This is a genomic window from Rhodococcus sp. I2R, assembly GCF_020889545.1.
Taxonomy (GTDB): domain Bacteria; phylum Actinomycetota; class Actinomycetes; order Mycobacteriales; family Mycobacteriaceae; genus Rhodococcoides.
In genome coordinates this window covers 1-16,093 of the sequence record NZ_JAHUTG010000016.1, presented here as the reverse complement: position 1 = coordinate 16,093, position 16,093 = coordinate 1, and the positions used below count along the sequence as shown (strand labels likewise).

13 protein-coding genes and 1 tRNA gene are annotated in these 16,093 nt (G+C 63.5%); 9 read left to right on the top strand and 5 right to left on the bottom strand.

What is annotated here, in order from left to right; translation table 11 throughout:
* Window positions 1-39: 39 nt before the first annotated feature.
* Complete coding sequence (locus KVY23_RS16915) at window positions 40-945, bottom strand: acyl-ACP desaturase (RefSeq protein ID WP_230557536.1); 906 nt, start codon at window positions 943-945, stop codon at window positions 40-42.
* A 329-nt stretch (window positions 946-1,274) separates the two neighbouring features.
* Between KVY23_RS16915 and KVY23_RS16910 the strand changes: the two genes are divergently transcribed.
* The 5 genes from KVY23_RS16910 to KVY23_RS16890 all read left to right on the top strand — a co-directional run bounded on the left by KVY23_RS16910 (window position 1,275) and on the right by KVY23_RS16890 (window position 7,763).
* Entirely contained in the window at window positions 1,275-2,504 is a 1,230-nt protein-coding gene (locus KVY23_RS16910) for a CdaR family transcriptional regulator (protein ID WP_075837306.1), read from the top strand.
* Window positions 2,505-2,712: 208 nt separating this feature from the next.
* The gene (locus KVY23_RS16905; protein ID WP_075837388.1) at window positions 2,713-3,411 is read left to right on the top strand and encodes an ABC transporter ATP-binding protein; all 699 of its coding nucleotides are present in this window, start codon (window positions 2,713-2,715) and stop codon (window positions 3,409-3,411) included.
* A gap of 59 nt (window positions 3,412-3,470) precedes the next feature.
* On the top strand, window positions 3,471-5,870 hold the full coding sequence (locus tag KVY23_RS16900) for an FtsX-like permease family protein (RefSeq protein ID WP_230557535.1): 2,400 nt from the start codon (window positions 3,471-3,473) through the stop codon (window positions 5,868-5,870).
* A gap of 34 nt (window positions 5,871-5,904) precedes the next feature.
* Window positions 5,905-5,977: transfer RNA gene (locus KVY23_RS16895), tRNA-Arg, on the top strand.
* A 493-nt stretch (window positions 5,978-6,470) separates the two neighbouring features.
* A complete protein-coding gene (locus KVY23_RS16890; protein WP_230557534.1) occupies window positions 6,471-7,763 on the top strand; it encodes a sodium:proton antiporter in 1,293 nt (430 codons plus the stop codon).
* A gap of 24 nt (window positions 7,764-7,787) precedes the next feature.
* Here the strand turns inward: KVY23_RS16890 and KVY23_RS16885 are convergent, their stop codons facing one another.
* On the bottom strand, window positions 7,788-10,154 hold the full coding sequence (locus tag KVY23_RS16885; RefSeq protein WP_230557533.1) for an arylsulfatase: 2,367 nt from the start codon (window positions 10,152-10,154) through the stop codon (window positions 7,788-7,790).
* Between the two features lie 182 nt (window positions 10,155-10,336).
* Entirely contained in the window at window positions 10,337-10,999 is a 663-nt protein-coding gene (locus tag KVY23_RS16880; protein ID WP_230557532.1) for a GAP family protein, read from the bottom strand.
* A gap of 86 nt (window positions 11,000-11,085) precedes the next feature.
* Between KVY23_RS16880 and KVY23_RS16875 the strand changes: the two genes are divergently transcribed.
* Together KVY23_RS16875 and KVY23_RS16870 are read left to right on the top strand one after the other, a co-directional pair.
* Window positions 11,086-11,517, top strand: a complete 432-nt coding sequence (locus tag KVY23_RS16875; protein WP_230557531.1) for a DUF6325 family protein — start codon at window positions 11,086-11,088, stop codon at window positions 11,515-11,517.
* 12 nt (window positions 11,518-11,529) lie between these two features.
* Window positions 11,530-11,838, top strand: coding sequence for an SHOCT domain-containing protein (locus tag KVY23_RS16870; protein ID WP_230557530.1), 309 nt, complete (start codon window positions 11,530-11,532; stop codon window positions 11,836-11,838).
* A 28-nt stretch (window positions 11,839-11,866) separates the two neighbouring features.
* On the opposite strand, the gene KVY23_RS16865 is transcribed toward KVY23_RS16870, so the two are convergent.
* Window positions 11,867-12,841 carry a DUF389 domain-containing protein gene (locus KVY23_RS16865; protein WP_230557529.1) on the bottom strand — a complete coding sequence of 325 codons (975 nt, stop codon included), beginning with the start codon at window positions 12,839-12,841 and terminating at the stop codon, window positions 11,867-11,869.
* Window positions 12,842-13,049: 208 nt separating this feature from the next.
* Here KVY23_RS16865 and KVY23_RS16860 point away from each other — a divergent pair, with 208 nt between their 5' ends.
* The gene (locus KVY23_RS16860) at window positions 13,050-14,159 is read left to right on the top strand and encodes an AI-2E family transporter (protein ID WP_230557528.1); all 1,110 of its coding nucleotides are present in this window, start codon (window positions 13,050-13,052) and stop codon (window positions 14,157-14,159) included.
* On the top strand, window positions 14,156-14,557 hold the full coding sequence (locus KVY23_RS16855; RefSeq protein ID WP_230557527.1) for a hypothetical protein: 402 nt from the start codon (window positions 14,156-14,158) through the stop codon (window positions 14,555-14,557). The genes KVY23_RS16860 and KVY23_RS16855 overlap by 4 nt, the downstream gene beginning before the upstream one ends.
* A gap of 61 nt (window positions 14,558-14,618) precedes the next feature.
* On the opposite strand, the gene KVY23_RS16850 is transcribed toward KVY23_RS16855, so the two are convergent.
* Complete coding sequence (locus KVY23_RS16850; protein WP_374108736.1) at window positions 14,619-15,884, bottom strand: IS256 family transposase; 1,266 nt, start codon at window positions 15,882-15,884, stop codon at window positions 14,619-14,621.
* Between the last annotated feature and the right edge of the window lie 209 nt (window positions 15,885-16,093).

Genomic DNA, 16,093 nt, shown 5'->3' with positions numbered 1-16,093 from the left:
TTTCCCACAGACCCCCCGGGGGATTGTGTTCGAGCGTCGTCAGGACGCTCGAAGTGTTTCGGCTTCGCGCGCACGGGCGCGGAGCCGGAGTTGCTCGGCGGCGGTGGCCTGGTTCTCGAGGTCATCGAGGAAGTCAGCCAGCACCGATCGGCTCGCTTCGCCGACGCCGAGGTCGGTGCGCTCGAAAATCCGCCACTGACGCAGCGCCGGTAGTAGGACCTCGTCGAGATGGCACCGAAGATCGTAGATTCCGTCGCGCGCGATCAGCATCGCGCTTCGCTCGAAGCCGGCGAGGCCGGTGCCGGGCATCCGGAAGTTCATGACGACCTCGGTGATGGCCTTGACGGTCCGGGCGGGAGCGATCTCGAGTGCAGCAGCTGCGATATCGCGATAGAACGAGACGTGCCGCTCCTGGTCTGCGAGGATGCGGCCGAGCAGCGCTTCTGCAACAGGATCGGCGCATTCGACTGCGGTGTTGCGGTGGCTGGCCATCGTCGCCATGACGTCGATGGTGGCGTGGGCGATGGAGCGCAGTAGGTGATCACCCTCCATGGGAGATTCGATACCTATTGTCATGCACTGGAATCGAGCGCGGTCGAGGGCAACGGGATCCACACTTGCACTGGCCACGAGGTATTGCTGAATCGCGTCGGCGTGCAGTTCTTTCTCGGCGGTCCACTGCTCCGACCAGCCCCACCACGAGCCCCGCGACGGAGTACGGATGGCATGGAGCGATCGCACGGTGTTGTTGTGGGTGAGCAGCGTGGTGACGAGTGCGGCCTTCGCGGTTTCCGACAGTGCCGGTCGACGTTGACCCCGGTGCAGCTCCGAATCGAGAAAATCGGACGGCGCCCACGGTTGCATGGAGCTTCGGTGGCGAGCGAGCAGAGACTCGATAGCGGGTTCTAGTTCATGAAGCAGAGCGAGCCTTGTCGAGCTGTTCACCGTCTCACCCCCATCGTTTGATCGTGTGCAGTTCTGAAAGGTAGGCGCCCGAGGAGAGCAACGAGAACAAACGGGAGATGTTTAGGCAATGTCGCAACCTGCCGATGGCTCTGATTGAGAGGCTTCACAATCTGATTGCACCAAAACCTGGATAACGCGTTGATAACACCCTATGATCGAGTTCGTTAGAGGGCGTGAAACAAACTTGAAGTATTTTAAACTGGTATTTTCGCTCGGTTTTCCTCGCAGATGTACGAGGATCCGCAACAATACGCATCAGTAACTTGTTTCCTCGCCGGAGCCGAAGTTCTTACACGAAGGGCTGATCTGTGAGCGTTCACAACACCGCGAGCCTCGGAATCATGGTTGCTGGCCAGCCTGCGTCCGCTCCACTTCGCGACTTTCGCGCCGTGGCACGGTTGCTGGTGGGCCATTTCGCTGCCAACACTCCGTGTGGATCTCTACCCGGCGAGCAGCTGCACGGCGACGTCACCGAGTTCACCGTCAAGTGCATCAGCATCGCCGTCCAGATGCTGGACGAGCGTCGCGCCCCGAACGAGAGCGACCTGGCCGAGCTGCGCGCCAAGGCCAGCCAGTGGGCACGCGAGGGAGTCCCCCTCGAATCGGTGCTCACCGTCTACCACGAGGGCATCCAGATCGGCTGGAATCTCGTGTCGAAGCGGGCCGGCGCAGGCGACACCAACGACCTGATCGAAGCCGCCCGGATGTTCGTGCTGTTGTCGGAGAAGGTCTCGATCGCAGCATCGAAGAGCTACGTCGAAGAACTCCAAGCCGTGGCAAGCGAGCATCACACTGCGGCACACACTTTGGTCTCCGCGCTCCTCAGCGGACACAACGCAGTGTCGGTCGCGCGGCAATCCGGAATCGAGCTCTCGGACAGCTATCTGGTGCTGGCGCTGTCGGTGCCCTCGCACCCTGACGAGAACGACCCAGCGATTCAGAGCACTGTCGCGGCCCGCCGCAAGCTTCGTCGCGTGCAGGCCGAACTTGCGACGGTCTGCGGCCGATCACCGCTGTCGATGCTCAGCACCGAGGGTGGCACCGTGCTCATCCCAGGCGTCCACGACGAGGAGTGGATCGAGGCGCTCGTGCACCGCCTCACCACCGCCGCCGAGGTCCCGCTGACCGTCACCGCCGAGCAGGCCGACATCGCGGACATTCCCACCACTGCGGACCAGGTCCACGAGCTACTCTCGCTGGCGCATCAGCTGCACCGCCCGGCCGGGCTCTACCGCATGGACGACCTCGTACTCGAGTATCAGTTGACGCGTCCGGGGCCTGGCCGCCGTCACCTTCGACAGATTCTCGAGCCGCTCGACGCCTCGCCCGAGCTGTTGGAAACACTCGAAATCCACATCTCCCACGACCTCAACCGTCAGCGTTCGGCCAGGCAGCTGCACCTGCACACCAACACCGTCGACTACCGCCTCAAGCGCATCGCCCAGCTCACCGGCTTCGATCCGACGAGACCGTCGGGCATCCGGCATCTCCAGGCCGCGCTCGTGGCGCGGAGGCTCGAGGCGCAGGGCGTGGCATAAGGGGATACACGGGTAGGGAATACAATCGCCGGGGCAGGCGGTTACACCTATCGACAGTGTTCGATCCATGCCCCGGGTACCAACACATCTGCCGCTGCGAGCGGCCACTTGCCGAGAGGCGCACTGGCGGACACTGTCGCTACGAGAACCGCCCACATTCTGTGTGGGCGGTTCTCTCTATGAACTGGAGCCACATTCCATGGCAGCTCTGTCGTTGAATCTGACTGGTGTCGTCAAGGAGTACCACACCGGTGATCAGCCGGTTCGAGCACTCGACGGCGTGGACCTCACCATCTCGGGAGGTCAGTTCGTCTCGCTCGTCGCACCGTCCGGGGCGGGCAAGAGCACGCTGCTGCACATGCTCGGCGCGCTCGACGTACCGGATTCGGGGACCATCGAGTTCAACGGTGTGGACATCACCCACCTGACCGACAACGAACAGTCCGACTTCCGCCGTCACGAAGTCGGCTTCGTGTTCCAATTCTTCAATCTGCTGCCGACGATGTCCGCCTGGGAGAACGTCGCCGTTCCCAGACTGCTCGACGGAACCCCGATGTCCAAAGCCAAGTCCGACGCGATGCGCCTGCTCGACATGGTCGGCCTCGCGCACCGTTCTGAGCACCGGCCCGCGCAGCTGTCCGGCGGACAGATTCAGCGCATCGCGATCGCGCGAGCGCTGATCATGGACCCGGCACTGCTCATCGCCGACGAGCCGACGGGCAACCTCGACTCCAAGACCTCGCACACCGTCCTCGACATCCTCGCCGATATCGCGCACGCAGCCGGGGACCAACGAGCCGTCGTCATGGCGACGCACGACCTCGACGCCGCCCGCAGCACCGATCGAATCGTCAGCATGCAGGATGGCCGCATAGACACCGACGTGCTGTCCGGGTCGCAGAGTTGATACGCACCGCGCTCAGTCGCTTTCGCGTTCTCGGGTTGCGGGATCTGCGAGCTCACTGGGTGCGCTCGCTCGTCTCGTCCGCAGTGGTGGCCGTGGCGGCGGCCCTGCTGGTCGCGGTGCTCGGTACGTACGGTTCACTCACCGGATCGGTCGAGCGACTCGCGGTGACCATTGCCGGCAATGCCGACATCGAGATCGTCGGCGTCACCGACAGTGGTTTCGCGGCAACCGAACTCGACATCGTCCGTGGCGTGCCCGGGGTCGACGCCGCTGTTCCGCTACTGCGCAGCGACATCATCACCGATCTCGGAAGACTCACCGTTCTCGGCGTCGACGCCTCCATCACCGCGCTCGATTCCGATCTGCAGGGCGCCATCTCGGGGTCCGTCACCGACCTCGCGCAACCCGACACCGTGCTCGCCGGTCCCGCGACCGGGCTCACCGAGGGAGCCGAGCTGGACGCCGGGAACCGCACGGTCACCGTCGCCGGGGTGGTGAGCGGCCCGGGAGCGGAACGCATCGGTGGCGGCAACTTCATCGTCGCCCCGCTGCCGCTGGCACAGGCGATCACCGACAGAGCGGGACAGCTCGATTCGATCTTCGTCGTCGGCGACGCGAAGGATGCGGTCACTGCAGCCGTGGCCGGACGGGTCGCCGTCATGAATCCCGATTTCCGGGCCGACCGTGCCGACGTCGCCGTCAGCCTCACCCGCAACGCCACGCTGATGGTCTCGCTCATCGCGTTCGTCGTCGCCGGGTTCCTGGTGTTCAACGTGATGAACATGGCCATTGCCAAACGCAGGCCGATCATTTCGGTGCTGCGGTCCATCGGTGGTCGACGCGGAACAATCGTCCGCGATCTGCTGGCCGAGGCTGCACTCGTCGGACTGATCGGTGGGGCCATCGGGGCGCCGCTCGGCATTGCCATGGGGCGCATCGCGATCGACAGCCTCCCGCCCTTTCTGCTCGAATCTTTCGACGCTCGCATCGAGTACGTGCTGCCTTCCTATGCCATCCCGACGGCCATCGTTCTGTGCGTACTGGCGTGCGTCGCGGCCTCCGCACTCGCGGCCGTACAGGTGTACCGCATCTCCCCCGTCGAAGCCCTGGCGGTCGGCGGCTCGGAGACGAACGCCCGGCCCAAACGTGCTCTGACGGTGCCAGCGACGCTCGTCGGAATCGTGGCGATCGTCGGTGCCGTCGTACTCGCGGCGACCATCGAGGGCCAGGCGAGCCTCGCGGCGGGTGCACTGTTCCTGCTGGGAGTGGTCGCGTTGTGCATCGGCGGGACCTCGATGATCGTCGACTCCGTCGCTGTGCTGCCGAAACGTTGGGGTGGGGCCGGACGGCTCGCCACCGCAACCATCGAGCGTGCGCCCGGAAGAATTTGGGCGACGGTGATGACGATCGTGGTGGCCGTCGGAGTCAGCGTCGGGGTGTCCGGTGCGCTGGACAACCTCACGGCCTCGGCGACCGATTCGCTGTCCTCACTGGGCCGCACCGACATCTACGTTTCGTTGACCTCCAGCAACGCCGTCCCCGCCGGGGCAACCCTGAGTCCGGAAGTGCTGGAACAGGTTCGACGTACACCCGGGGTGTCCGGTGTGGTCGAGGGGCAGTGGGCCTACACGACGCTCGGCGATGAGCTCGTCGCGATCCAGGGCGTCGCCGAAGGTAGCAATGCGGTGACTCTCGCGGTGCTCGACGACAATGTGAAAGCTGCCGTGCTCCGCGGTGACGGCATCGCGGTCTCCCGCAATCTCGGTGCCGCCCTGGGCTTGTCGGTAGGCAGCTTCATCGATCTACCCACCCCGACGGGGACGAAACGCGTCGAGGTGCTGCAGGTGGTCGACTACCTCAATGCAGCCGGCGGCACCATGGCCATCTCGCTCGAATCGATGCAGCAGTGGTACGACCGGCCCGGTGCCACCTACCTCGAACTAGCCACCGACGGCGACGCTGCCGCCGTGCAGTCCGAACTCGATGACACCCTTCCACCGGAGGTGTACGTGCGCTCGGGGCAGCAAGCTCTGGACGGTGCGAGCGGGTCGATCGCGCAGGCCGGGTCGCTGGCTGTGGCCCTGCAGTGGATCGTCTCACTCGTCGCCGCCGTCGCACTGCTGAACACCTTGACGCTGTCGGTCCTCGAACGCCGACGAGAACTCGGCGTGCTGCGCGCCATGGGTGCCAGACGCGGAACCCTGAGCCGAACCATCCTCAGCGAGGCCATCGCCGTCGGCATCGTCGGCGGGATACTGGGCCTCGTCATCGGCGCAGCCCTGCAATACCTCAGCACGCTCATCCTCGGAGCAAGCACCGGCATCGCCATCGCATTCGACCCCAGTCCGTCGATCCTGCTCTACGGACTGGTCGCACTCGCCCTCGCACTCGTCGGATCCGCCGCACCAGCGCTCCACGCTGCACGTTCGACCATCGTCGACGCGATTGCCGCCGACTGAAAGCACAGCCGGTACACTCGCACGTGCACAACTCGCCTTCGTAGCTCAGGGGATAGAGCAACCCTCTCCTAAAGGGTAGGTCGCAGGTTCGAATCCTGCCGAGGGCACGCTCTGACCAGCGAATGGGCTGGTTTCGGGAAGATCACCGCGCCATTCGTAGAGTTCTACGTGCTGCGCTGGCTGAAGGGCAACGTCTGACGCACTCAATCGAAATTGCGCATCAACCCGGTAATGGGATCGAATTGCGGTTCACGATCCCACGAGGACGAGGGCGCGCCTGTGTCTTGCATCGCCGAGTCCGGCAGCACGGGATCCGGTAGCCTTCGCCAGCGCGTCCTAGGGTCGTTCGCAGCTTCCGGTGTCGAACCCTCCGCGTCGTCCATGCTGCCAAGCTACGCCCGTAGCAACAGCAATGCCCCGGATCATGGAACCCGGCGCCCACCGAATCCAGATCCGAAATCGACAACTTCGGAGAACTCAGGCCGTACTGTTGCGCGACGTAGCCGAGTGGTCGCCCGTAACGGATGAGGACTGGCAAGTCCGCGCCGTCTACGGTGCGTATGAGGGCGAATGGCGACGGCGCCGCCGAGACGAGGAGCGATGGACGATCAGACGGCGATCCTCCTGTTAGTGCTGGGCGCGGTGCTCGTCTACTCGATCACGGCAACCCGGTTGGCTCGGTCGAACGTCACCGCGCCGATGGTGTTCGTGGCGGTCGGTGTACTTGCCGGCGACACCGGTTTCGGACTCGTCCCGCTGACCCCGGACGTCCACTGGCTGCTCCCCATCGCGGAGGTCACCCTGGTCTTGGTGCTCTTCTCCGACGCCTCACACCTGCATATGCGACAAGTCGGCGTCGATCGCGGCCCCGCCTTGCGTCTGCTTCTGATCGGGATGCCACTCACCATTGCCTCGGGGACCCTGCTCGCGTACTGGATGTTTCCCGAACACGGCTGGGCGGCAGCCGCATTGATCGCGGCACTGCTCGCCCCGACGGACGCTGCGCTGGGTGCCACCGTCTTCACCGACACCCGGGTACCGTCCCGGGTGCGCCGGTTACTGAATGTGGAAAGCGGCCTCAACGACGGTCTGTCCACCCCTGTGGTGACCGTGCTCATTGTGGTTGTTGCCTCCGAAGCGGGACAGCTGGGAGATCAGAACTGGGTGATCGACTCCATTCGGTCTCTGTCGATCGCCCTCGCGGTCGCGGTCGCCGTCGGTGGCGGCGGCGGCGCGGTGGTGCGGTGGTGCCGCAGCCACGATTGGACATCACGACTTTCCGAACAGGTCGCCGTCTTCGCGCTGGCGCTGCTCTGCTATTTCGCGGCCGTCGCGATCGAGGGGAACGGATTCGTCGCAGCCTTCGTCGGCGGTATGATCTTCGGCTACATCGCGAACGCCGAATTGCGCGCACAGACCGAGTTCACCGAAACCACCGGGCTTCTCGCGTCCTACCTGGTGTGGATCGCTTTCGGCGCCGCACTGGTGAGACCGGCACTCGCCGACGCTACTTTCCGCACATTCGTGATCGCGCTCGGGGCGTTGACCGTGGTCCGGATGGTTCCCGTCGCCGTGGCAATGGCCGGCCGAGGCTCGAGACTACCGACGGTGTTGTTCGTCGGGTGGTTCGGCCCGCGCGGGCTGGCCACCGTGATCTTCGCGCTCGTCGCACTCGAGGAACTGGGCTCGACCGCGGTCACCGATCACCTGATGGACGTCGCCTCGGTGACAGTGCTGCTGTCCATCGTGGCGCACGGATTCAGCGCCTCGCCACTTGCCGCCCGGTACGGCCGTTGGGCGGCAACCCTTCCCGAGGGCGCACCCGAAAACTTGGAGGTGGCGCCGCACTCGCGAAGAAGGATCGAACTGCACGCCGAGCGTCGAAAGCCATAGCGGTATGGGGCGACATCGATCGGGCTACTGCCGCGAAATCGCGACCCTGGCAACCTCCGCGGGGTCGATGAGATGGGAGTGATCGTCATCGCCGACGTCGATTTGGACCACGTCGATACGACCGGTGAATTTGCTGATGCCGCTGTAGGCGGCACTGACGGGCAGGCCGTAGTCCTCGCCGATATCGGTTGTCTCGTCGGCCGAGAAGATCAGCGGTTGAGTCTGTTCGATGCGGCCTGCACCGACCGGATCACCGTCATAGAACAGAGTCACGTCGCCACCCTTGGCCAGCCCACCTCCGTCATAGGCGAACTCAGCGCGAACCTGGTGGCTGCCCGCAAGGATAGCTTCGGTTGCGGTGGTGGTGAACTCGGTCATGCCGAGAAGGTTGTAGACGAATGCCGCGTATCCGTCTTTGAAATACAGTGCCCAGCCACCGAATCGGCCGCCCTGGGCGATGATCACGCCATTGGTGGTGTGTTCGTGAGGTACTTCGATCGAGGCGGTCACGCTGAAGGACCTGTTCTTGATATCGATGACGCTGTGCTCGCTGAGCCGCTTCATCCCGGGAAACAGCACTTGTTTGGTGCCCTTGATCAGCTGCGGGCGTCCGGCGATGGTCGGGTTCAACCGTTCGAACCGGCGGTCATCGATCGGCAGAACATTGAATTTGACGGCCTCGATCAGCCATAATCGCTGTAGGACAGCGAGTTTTTCCGGGAATTCGGCGGCCAGATCCCTCGCCTGGGTCCAATCGGTGCGCCCGTCGTAGAGCTCCCATAGATCATCGTCGAGGGCCGGGAGCACTTCGTTGGGCAGCCATGGCGTGCTGTGCCGGGTAACTGCGCTCCAACCCCGGAAGTAGATGCCCCGGTTGCCTGCCATCTCGAAGTACTGCAGGTCATGCCGTTCAGGAGCGTCGGCGGAGTCGAACGTGTAGGCCATACTCGTGCCCTCGATCGGCGATTGCTGAACACCCATGACGAACGTCGGCGCCGGAATACCGGCGGCTTCGAGAATCGTGGGTGCCACGTCGATCACATGGGTGAACTGAGAGCGGATCTCGCCTTTGCTACTGATGCCCTCGGGCCAGTGCACGATGGTGCCGTTGCGGGTGCCGCCCCAGTGTGAAGCCACCTGTTTGGTCCACTGGAAGGGTGTGCACATAGCCCATGCCCAACCCACCGAATAGTGGTTGTAGGCGTCGATGCCGCCGAGCTTGTTCTTGACTTCTGCCATGAACTCCGGCGTCTCGATGGCAGCGAGCCCGTTGAAGTTGGCCATTTCGTTGAAGGCGCCGTTGACGGTGCCTTCCGCCGAAGCGCCGTTGTCGCCGATGATGTAGTAGATCAACGTGTTATCGAGTGCACCAATGGATTCCACTGCATCAATGAGACGTCCGACGTGGAAGTCGGTGTGCTCGAGAAATCCAGCGTAGACCTCCATCTGCCGTTCCAGTACAGGTTTGAGCTCGTCGCTCATCTCATCCCACGACGGAATCACATCTGGTCGGAGCGTCAACTCGGCATCAGCCGGCACCACCCCGAGTTCCTTCTGCCGGGCAATGATCGCTTCGCGCTGGGCATCCCAGCCATCGGCGAACTTGCCCGCATACTTGTCGGCCCACTCGGGAGGTACGTGGTGTGGCGCGTGAGTGGCACCGGGAGCGAAGTAGACGAAGAACGGCTTCTCCGGGGCCAGCGCTTTCTGGGTGCGCACCCAGTCGATGGCGCGATCGGCGAGATCCTCGGTGAGGTGGTAGCCCTCTTCCGGCGTCCTATCGGCTTCCACCGGAGCGATACCCTCGTAGAGGGCGGGATAGTACTGGTTGTTCTCGCCGCCGATGAAGCCGTAGAAGTACTCGAAACCGCCGCCGCCGGTCGGCCACGAGTCGAAGGGCCCTACCGGTGACGTCTGCCATGGAGGCACCTCGTGGCATTTGCCGAACTGGGCGGTCGCGTACCCGTTGAGCTTCAACGTCATCGGTAGCGCGGCCTTGGTGTTCGGTCGCAGCCCCGACGAACCAGGTGCAGCCGTCGCCGTCTCGGTGATCATCCCCATACCGACCGAATGATGGTTACGGCCGCTGAGCAGGGCCGCGCGGGTCGGGGCACACAGCGCTGTCGTGTGGAAGCGGTTGTAGGTAAGCCCACCGCCCTGCAGCCGTTCGGCGGTCGGTGTCGCCACGGGCCCGCCGAAGGCGCTGCTGGCGCCATAGCCAACATCGTCAAGCAGGATCACCAGCACATTCGGTGCACCTTCCGGCGGCAACAGCGGCTCGATAGGCGGAAAGGTCGTGTCGGGATCCTTGGCGTCGTAGGTCACCAAACCCAGGTATTGGCGATCGGGTATCGGGAGGTTTCCTCGTTCTACGCTCGACTTCTCTGCCATGGTCGACTCCTAGTGCTTCCCAGTCGGGCCCGTGGGTCCAACCCGACCGCGATGTGGTGGTACCTGAGACTCAGCAGCGGACACCGTGGACAGCCCGCGTATACGACGGCTCGATCGAACATAGGCCCCGCCCGCGTATAACGGATCACCCGATGCGGGTGAACTCGACGGACTCATTTCGACTACAGACCACCGATACCCCTGCCGACTACTACGGAACCCATCACCACCAGCACGATCGCCATCACTGCGTGGGTGTTGGCCTGCAACCAATCCCGCAGGCTGGTCAGCACTGGCCGTAGCCGGTCGGCGGCGACCAGGTAGCCGATCACCACCGCGAGAACCGTCGTCGAGGCCAGCAGGGTGAACACGAGAATCGCGGTGACCGAACCACCCGTGCCCAGACCCCCGGCACCGATCACGACGCCGGCCGATGCACACAGCAGAAGGTTCTTCGGATTCACCCCTGACAGCAGTGCGCCGAGCCCGGTCGCCTTGACCACCGTGAGGGTGTCGATCGCCTGCATCCAGCCCTGAGCCGAGGTGTCCGAGCGCGCCCGCCACTGCCGCCCCGCCAGCGCCAGCAGCGCGAGACCGAGCACGATTTTGACCCACGACGTCGACGACGCCGTGGGGTCTTCGTCGCCAGAATCGCTCAGTGAGCCCGCGAGAAGGGTCACCACTGTGGTGACGATCAGAATTCCCGCGACCCACCCGACCGCGAACCCTTTCGCCGCACCGCCGGCATTCTTGGACATGATCATCAGAATCGCGGCGATGATCGGGACCGGCGACAGTGCCACACCGATAGCCAGCGGAAGCAGGTCGCCGATGACAGAGCGCATTCCACGAGGCTAGGCGCCGCCCGGAGGTCGCGATTCACCTCGTACGGGTGAAGCGCGCGGCTCGGGTACGGCGCACCATGTCACCCATGGGATCAACACCAGTTCTGGGACCGGTCGAATTCCTCGTACTCACCTTTCCCGGCAACTCGATCGACGCGGGGATCACCGACGCGCTGACCGAGGTGGTCAGTGACGGCCGAGTGACGCTACTCGACCTGATAGTGCTGTCGATGGACACATCCGGGGCGATCACCGAACGTGAGATCGACGACGACCTCGAGACGGTGGGTCTGACCGGACTCACCGCCGCAGACATCGACCTGGTCAGCGACACCGACCTCGACATGGTCAGAGCATCGATGGAACCGGAGACAACGACGGTGGTGCTGGTCTTCGAACAGAGCTGGGCCAACAAGTTGGCCGCGGCGGTGCGTGATGCGAAAGGTGTAGTGACCCTGCATGTTCGGGTTCCGCGCGACGCCGTCGAGGCCGCTGTGGCCGCAGCGAGCAAAACCTAGAGAGGAAACGACATGCCACTTCGGATGGGCCGTGGCGGGCGACCGGGATTGCTGGGCACTGTGGCACGGACCGCGGTCGTCGCTGGAACGGCGACCGCCACCTCCAATGCCGTCAACAACCGTGCGCGCAGAAAGTCGGCCGAACAGCAGCCCCAAGCTGAACAGCAGGCGCCTGTCTACACTCCCCCTCCCCCACCTCCTCAGCAGCCCTCCGGTGGCAACGATGTAGTCGCCGAATTGACGAAGCTGAGCGAATTGCATCAGTCGGGAGCGCTGTCGGACGCGGAGTTCGCCGCTGCGAAGGCGAAGCTGCTCGGCTGAGGTGGTCGAACGGGATCACCCGCGGTGGTCATCGCTCCTGTTGCAGTCGAGCTCCGACGGTGTGGACGATGACGATGTTCGGGTTCCACGGCATGAGATCGTCGACGCTGCTTTGCAATTGCTGCACTGAGGGTAGTGGGTCGGGCCCGAGCACAGCGACCGTGGCGGTATCGCCGTGCAAGGTGACGTCGACGACCTGTGCACCCGGCTCGTCGCGGAGCCAGTCGCGGGCCGCATCGGCGATCTGCCCGGCCCACAGGCTCGAGAGCGAGTTGATCACCAACGGCACCACGACGAGCACCATCGCCGCGCCGAGCACGAGGTAGGCGCGACCGCGCCGAGCAGTCGAGGCGTCAGCGTCGCCCGCGTAGCCAGCGATGAGCAACACCGTCGTCACCATGATGATCATGGCGAGCACGTTCGAAGCGAACAGGACGAATGCGCCGAACGCGAGAGAGGGAACCTCTGAGCCGAGGCAGACGCCGACCACTCCCAGCGGCGGCACCAGCGAGATCGCGATCGCGACGCCGGGGAGCACGTCACCGACGTCACGTCGGGTGACCGCAACTGCCGCGACCAGGCCGGTGGCCAGCGCGGCGGTCAGGTCCATCAGTGTCGGCGACGTGCGACCGAGGACCTGAGCATTGGACAAGACGTTGCCCGGATTCGGAAGCAGTTGCGCAAAAAGGAACCCCAGCACGACGACCACCACAACGCCGCCCGTCACCAGCAACAGACTGCGGCCTATCAGCGAGGAACGGCCGGTCACCACGCCCAGCGCGACGCCGAGGATCGGCGTCGACAACGGCGCCACGATCATTGCGCCGATCACCGTGGCAGAGGAATCACCGATGACACCGGAGATTGCGATGACACCGGACAGCACCAACATGATCCAGAACGCCGACCGCTTCGCGGTGACCTGGCCGACCGACAGATCGAGTTTGTCGGTCAGCTCGTCCAACGTTCGACGCTGATCGGTCGGCACCAGATGTTCCAGCATCGCGATCCTTTCGAACCTCGCCTATCCACCATCCGTCCGACATCCTGTCGATCATCGTCGGCGACATCACTGTCCTTGCGCATCATCCCAATGGGATGAGTCCCAGCCGACTTGCCGCTCGAGTTCACCCGTATCGGGGGATCCGGTCGGTCGCCGGTAGTCCTTATCGTCAACTCGCACGGGGCAATCCCTCGACCAAGGAGCAGCGATGCGGGCACCGAGCCCAGCAACAGCAGGGCCAGTCGGGCAAGATTGGGCGATTCCCCGCGGCCTTGTCGTGCTGTTGTCGCTCGCCGCCGTGGTTGTCACCGTTGCCGGCATCACTCTGTTTTCCAGTGTCATCGGGCCGACTTTCCTGGCCTTGATACTGACCGTGACCGTGCAGCCGATCCAGGATTGGGCGCGCAAACGCGGCTGGCCAGGTTGGCTGGGCATGCTCGCTGCCTTCAGCGCGGTAATGCTCATCCTCGTAGCACTCGTCGGCGCGCTTGCCCTGTCGGTTGCGCAACTGGCTTCACAGCTACCGGTCTACTCCGACCAGCTCGACCACGCGCGCGGCTGGCTCGCATACTCGGGCGTCAGCATCGACCAGATCAACAGGGCACTGCAGGGCATCGACGTCGGCAGAGCCGTCGGACTGCTCGAGACGCTACTCGGCGGAGTCGTCGATTTGTTCTCCAACCTCGCCTTCGTCGTCGTCCTCCTGCTGTTCATGGCGGTCGACGGGATGAGTATCCGTGAGCGACTGGCCGTGGTCGCGTCACACCGCCCCGCCGCCGTCCAGGCGCTGGCCAATTTCGCCCATGGCACCCGCAAGTACCTGGTGGTCTCCACGGTGTTCGGTGCGATCGTCGCAGTTATCGACGGCGGCGCACTGTGGCTGATGGGCGTTCCGCTGCCGGTGTTGTGGGCGCTACTGGCGTTCGTCACCAACTACATCCCCAATATCGGCTTCGTCATCGGCGTGATCCCGCCCGCGCTGATGGCGCTGCTCGACAGCGGACCGATGCTGATGGTGTGGGTGATCGTCGTCTACAGCGTGATCAACTTCGTCATCCAGTCGATCATCCAACCGAAAATCGTCGGTGACGCAGTCGGATTGAGTGTCACCATCACCTTCTTGTCGCTGGTCTTCTGGACTTGGGTCCTCGGCGGCCTCGGTGCCATTCTCGCTATTCCGCTGACCCTGTTCGTCAAGGCCCTGCTGTTGGATATCGACCCATCGACACGTTGGGTCGATGTGCTGATCGGCGGCCCACTTCCCGAGAAAGACCCATCCCAGTCAGATACCGACACCGACGAAAAGGACACACCATGACAACCACGTCGCATCCAGTCCGCCAGGGCTTTGCCGCAGGCATCACCATGTTCGCAGCGATCCTGCTACTTGTGGCAGGCATGCTGAGCATCCTGCGCGGTATCGCCGGCGTCTCCAAAGACGAAATATTCGTGATGCCGGGTGACTACATCTACAAGTTGGACCTCACCACATGGGGTTGGATCTATATCGTCCTCGGCGTGCTCGCAGTAGCAGTCGCGATCGGCATGATGATGACCGCGACCTGGGCCCGAGTCGTCGCCTTATCACTGGCGGCCCTCTCGCTCATCGCGAACTTCCTATCGCTGCCGTACTACCCGTGGTGGTCGATCATCCTCATCGTCTTGAACGTCATCGTCATCTGGGCCATCTCGTCCTGGCATCCCAATCGAGCCTGATCCATCGACGGCTCGTACGCGGGGAGTGTCAGGTTAACGGTGGATCCGACCTCGGTGTCGGTTAGTTTCCGTTCGGGGTGATGCGTCCTTCGAAGGTGATCGCGAACGCATTGAGCGCTGGCTTCCACCTGATTGCCCATCGTGCCTTACCTTTCCCGGTCGGGTCCAGTGCACGCGTGGCGAGGTACAGACATTTGAGTGCTGCCTGCTCGGTCGGGAAGTGCCCACGCGCCCGCACAGCACGTCTGTATCGGGCGTTGACGGACTCGATGGCATTGGTCGAGCAGATCACCCGCCTGATCTCGACGTCGTAGTCCAGGAACGGCACGAATTCGCTCCACGCGGCGTTCCACATCTTGATGATCGCCGGGTACTGCTGTCCCCATTTCTTTGTGAATTCGGCGAACCGTTCCTTCGCCGCAGACTCCGACGGAGCGGTGTAGACGGGCTTGAGATCACGCGACATCTCATCCCAAAACTTCCGGGACGCGAACCGAAAGGTGTTGCGTATCAGATGAATGATGCATGTCTGCACCACTGCCAGTTCCCAGACGGTGTTGATCGCCTCGGGCAGACCCTTCAGGCCGTCACACACCACGATGCACACATCGGCGACACCTCGGTTCTTGATTTCCGTCAGGACCGAGAGCCAGAATTTCGCACCTTCACCGCCCTCGCCGGCCCAGATTCCCAAGATGTCGCGTTCGCCATTCACGGTGACACCGATCGCGACGTACATCGGCCGGTTGGTGACCTGACCGTCCCGGACTTTCACGTGCACGGCGTCGATGAACATCACCGGATACACCCGGTCCAGTGGCCGGTTCTGCCACTCGGTCATCTCGCCGACGACCTTGTCCGTGATCCGGGAGATGGTGTCCTTCGAGACCGTCGCGCCGTAGATGTCCTGGAAGTGCGCGGACACCTCACCGGTCGTCAAACCCTTTGCAGTAAGCGATAATACGACCTCGTCGATGCCCGTCAGACGCCGCTGTCGCTTCTTGACGATCTGCGGCGCGAACGACGAATCGAGGTCACGTGGAACCTCGATCTCCACCGGTCCGATCTCGGTGAGCACTGTCTTCGAGCGGGTTCCGTTTCGGGAGTTGCCGCTACCGCGGCCGGCGGCATCGTGTTTCTCGTAGCCGAGGTGCTCGGTCATCTCCGCATCCAACGCCGTTTCGAGGACGTTCTTGGTGAGCTGATTCAACAGCCCGTTCGGGCCCATCAACTCGATGCCCTGCTCCTTGGCCTGAGCCAGGAGCTGTTCGGCCAACTGCTTCTGATCCACCTCGGTCGCTGCCATGGGATCCAGTGTTTCGGTCATCATCGATCCTTCCCGCCAAGCTGGGCTCGGCGTGTCGAACCAAGGACCGGATCAACCGTTATTCAGACAGTCCCCGAGGCTAAGCCCAATACCGTTTACTTAGAATGACAAGGGTGTTATTCTTGAGTCATGCCGCGTGTGGGATGGGTGAAACCGGATGATTCTCAGCGGTTGACGGACCATATTTCGTTGGGTGTGTTGACGCGGGT

Coding starts and splice junctions, on each gene's coding strand:
- KVY23_RS16870 (WP_230557530.1), top strand. CDS start 11,530: ATGCCACTTCGGATGGGCCGTGGCGGGCGACCGGGATTGCTGGGCACT.
- KVY23_RS16880 (WP_230557532.1), bottom strand. CDS start 10,999: ATGCGCTCTGTCATCGGCGACCTGCTTCCGCTGGCTATCGGTGTGGCA.
- KVY23_RS16885 (WP_230557533.1), bottom strand. CDS start 10,154: ATGGCAGAGAAGTCGAGCGTAGAACGAGGAAACCTCCCGATACCCGAT.
- KVY23_RS16865 (WP_230557529.1), bottom strand. CDS start 12,841: ATGCTGGAACATCTGGTGCCGACCGATCAGCGTCGAACGTTGGACGAG.
- KVY23_RS16875 (WP_230557531.1), top strand. CDS start 11,086: ATGGGATCAACACCAGTTCTGGGACCGGTCGAATTCCTCGTACTCACC.
- KVY23_RS16890 (WP_230557534.1), top strand. CDS start 6,471: ATGGACGATCAGACGGCGATCCTCCTGTTAGTGCTGGGCGCGGTGCTC.
- KVY23_RS16850 (WP_374108736.1), bottom strand. CDS start 15,884: ATGACCGAAACACTGGATCCCATGGCAGCGACCGAGGTGGATCAGAAG.
- KVY23_RS16855 (WP_230557527.1), top strand. CDS start 14,156: ATGACAACCACGTCGCATCCAGTCCGCCAGGGCTTTGCCGCAGGCATC.
- KVY23_RS16860 (WP_230557528.1), top strand. CDS start 13,050: ATGCGGGCACCGAGCCCAGCAACAGCAGGGCCAGTCGGGCAAGATTGG.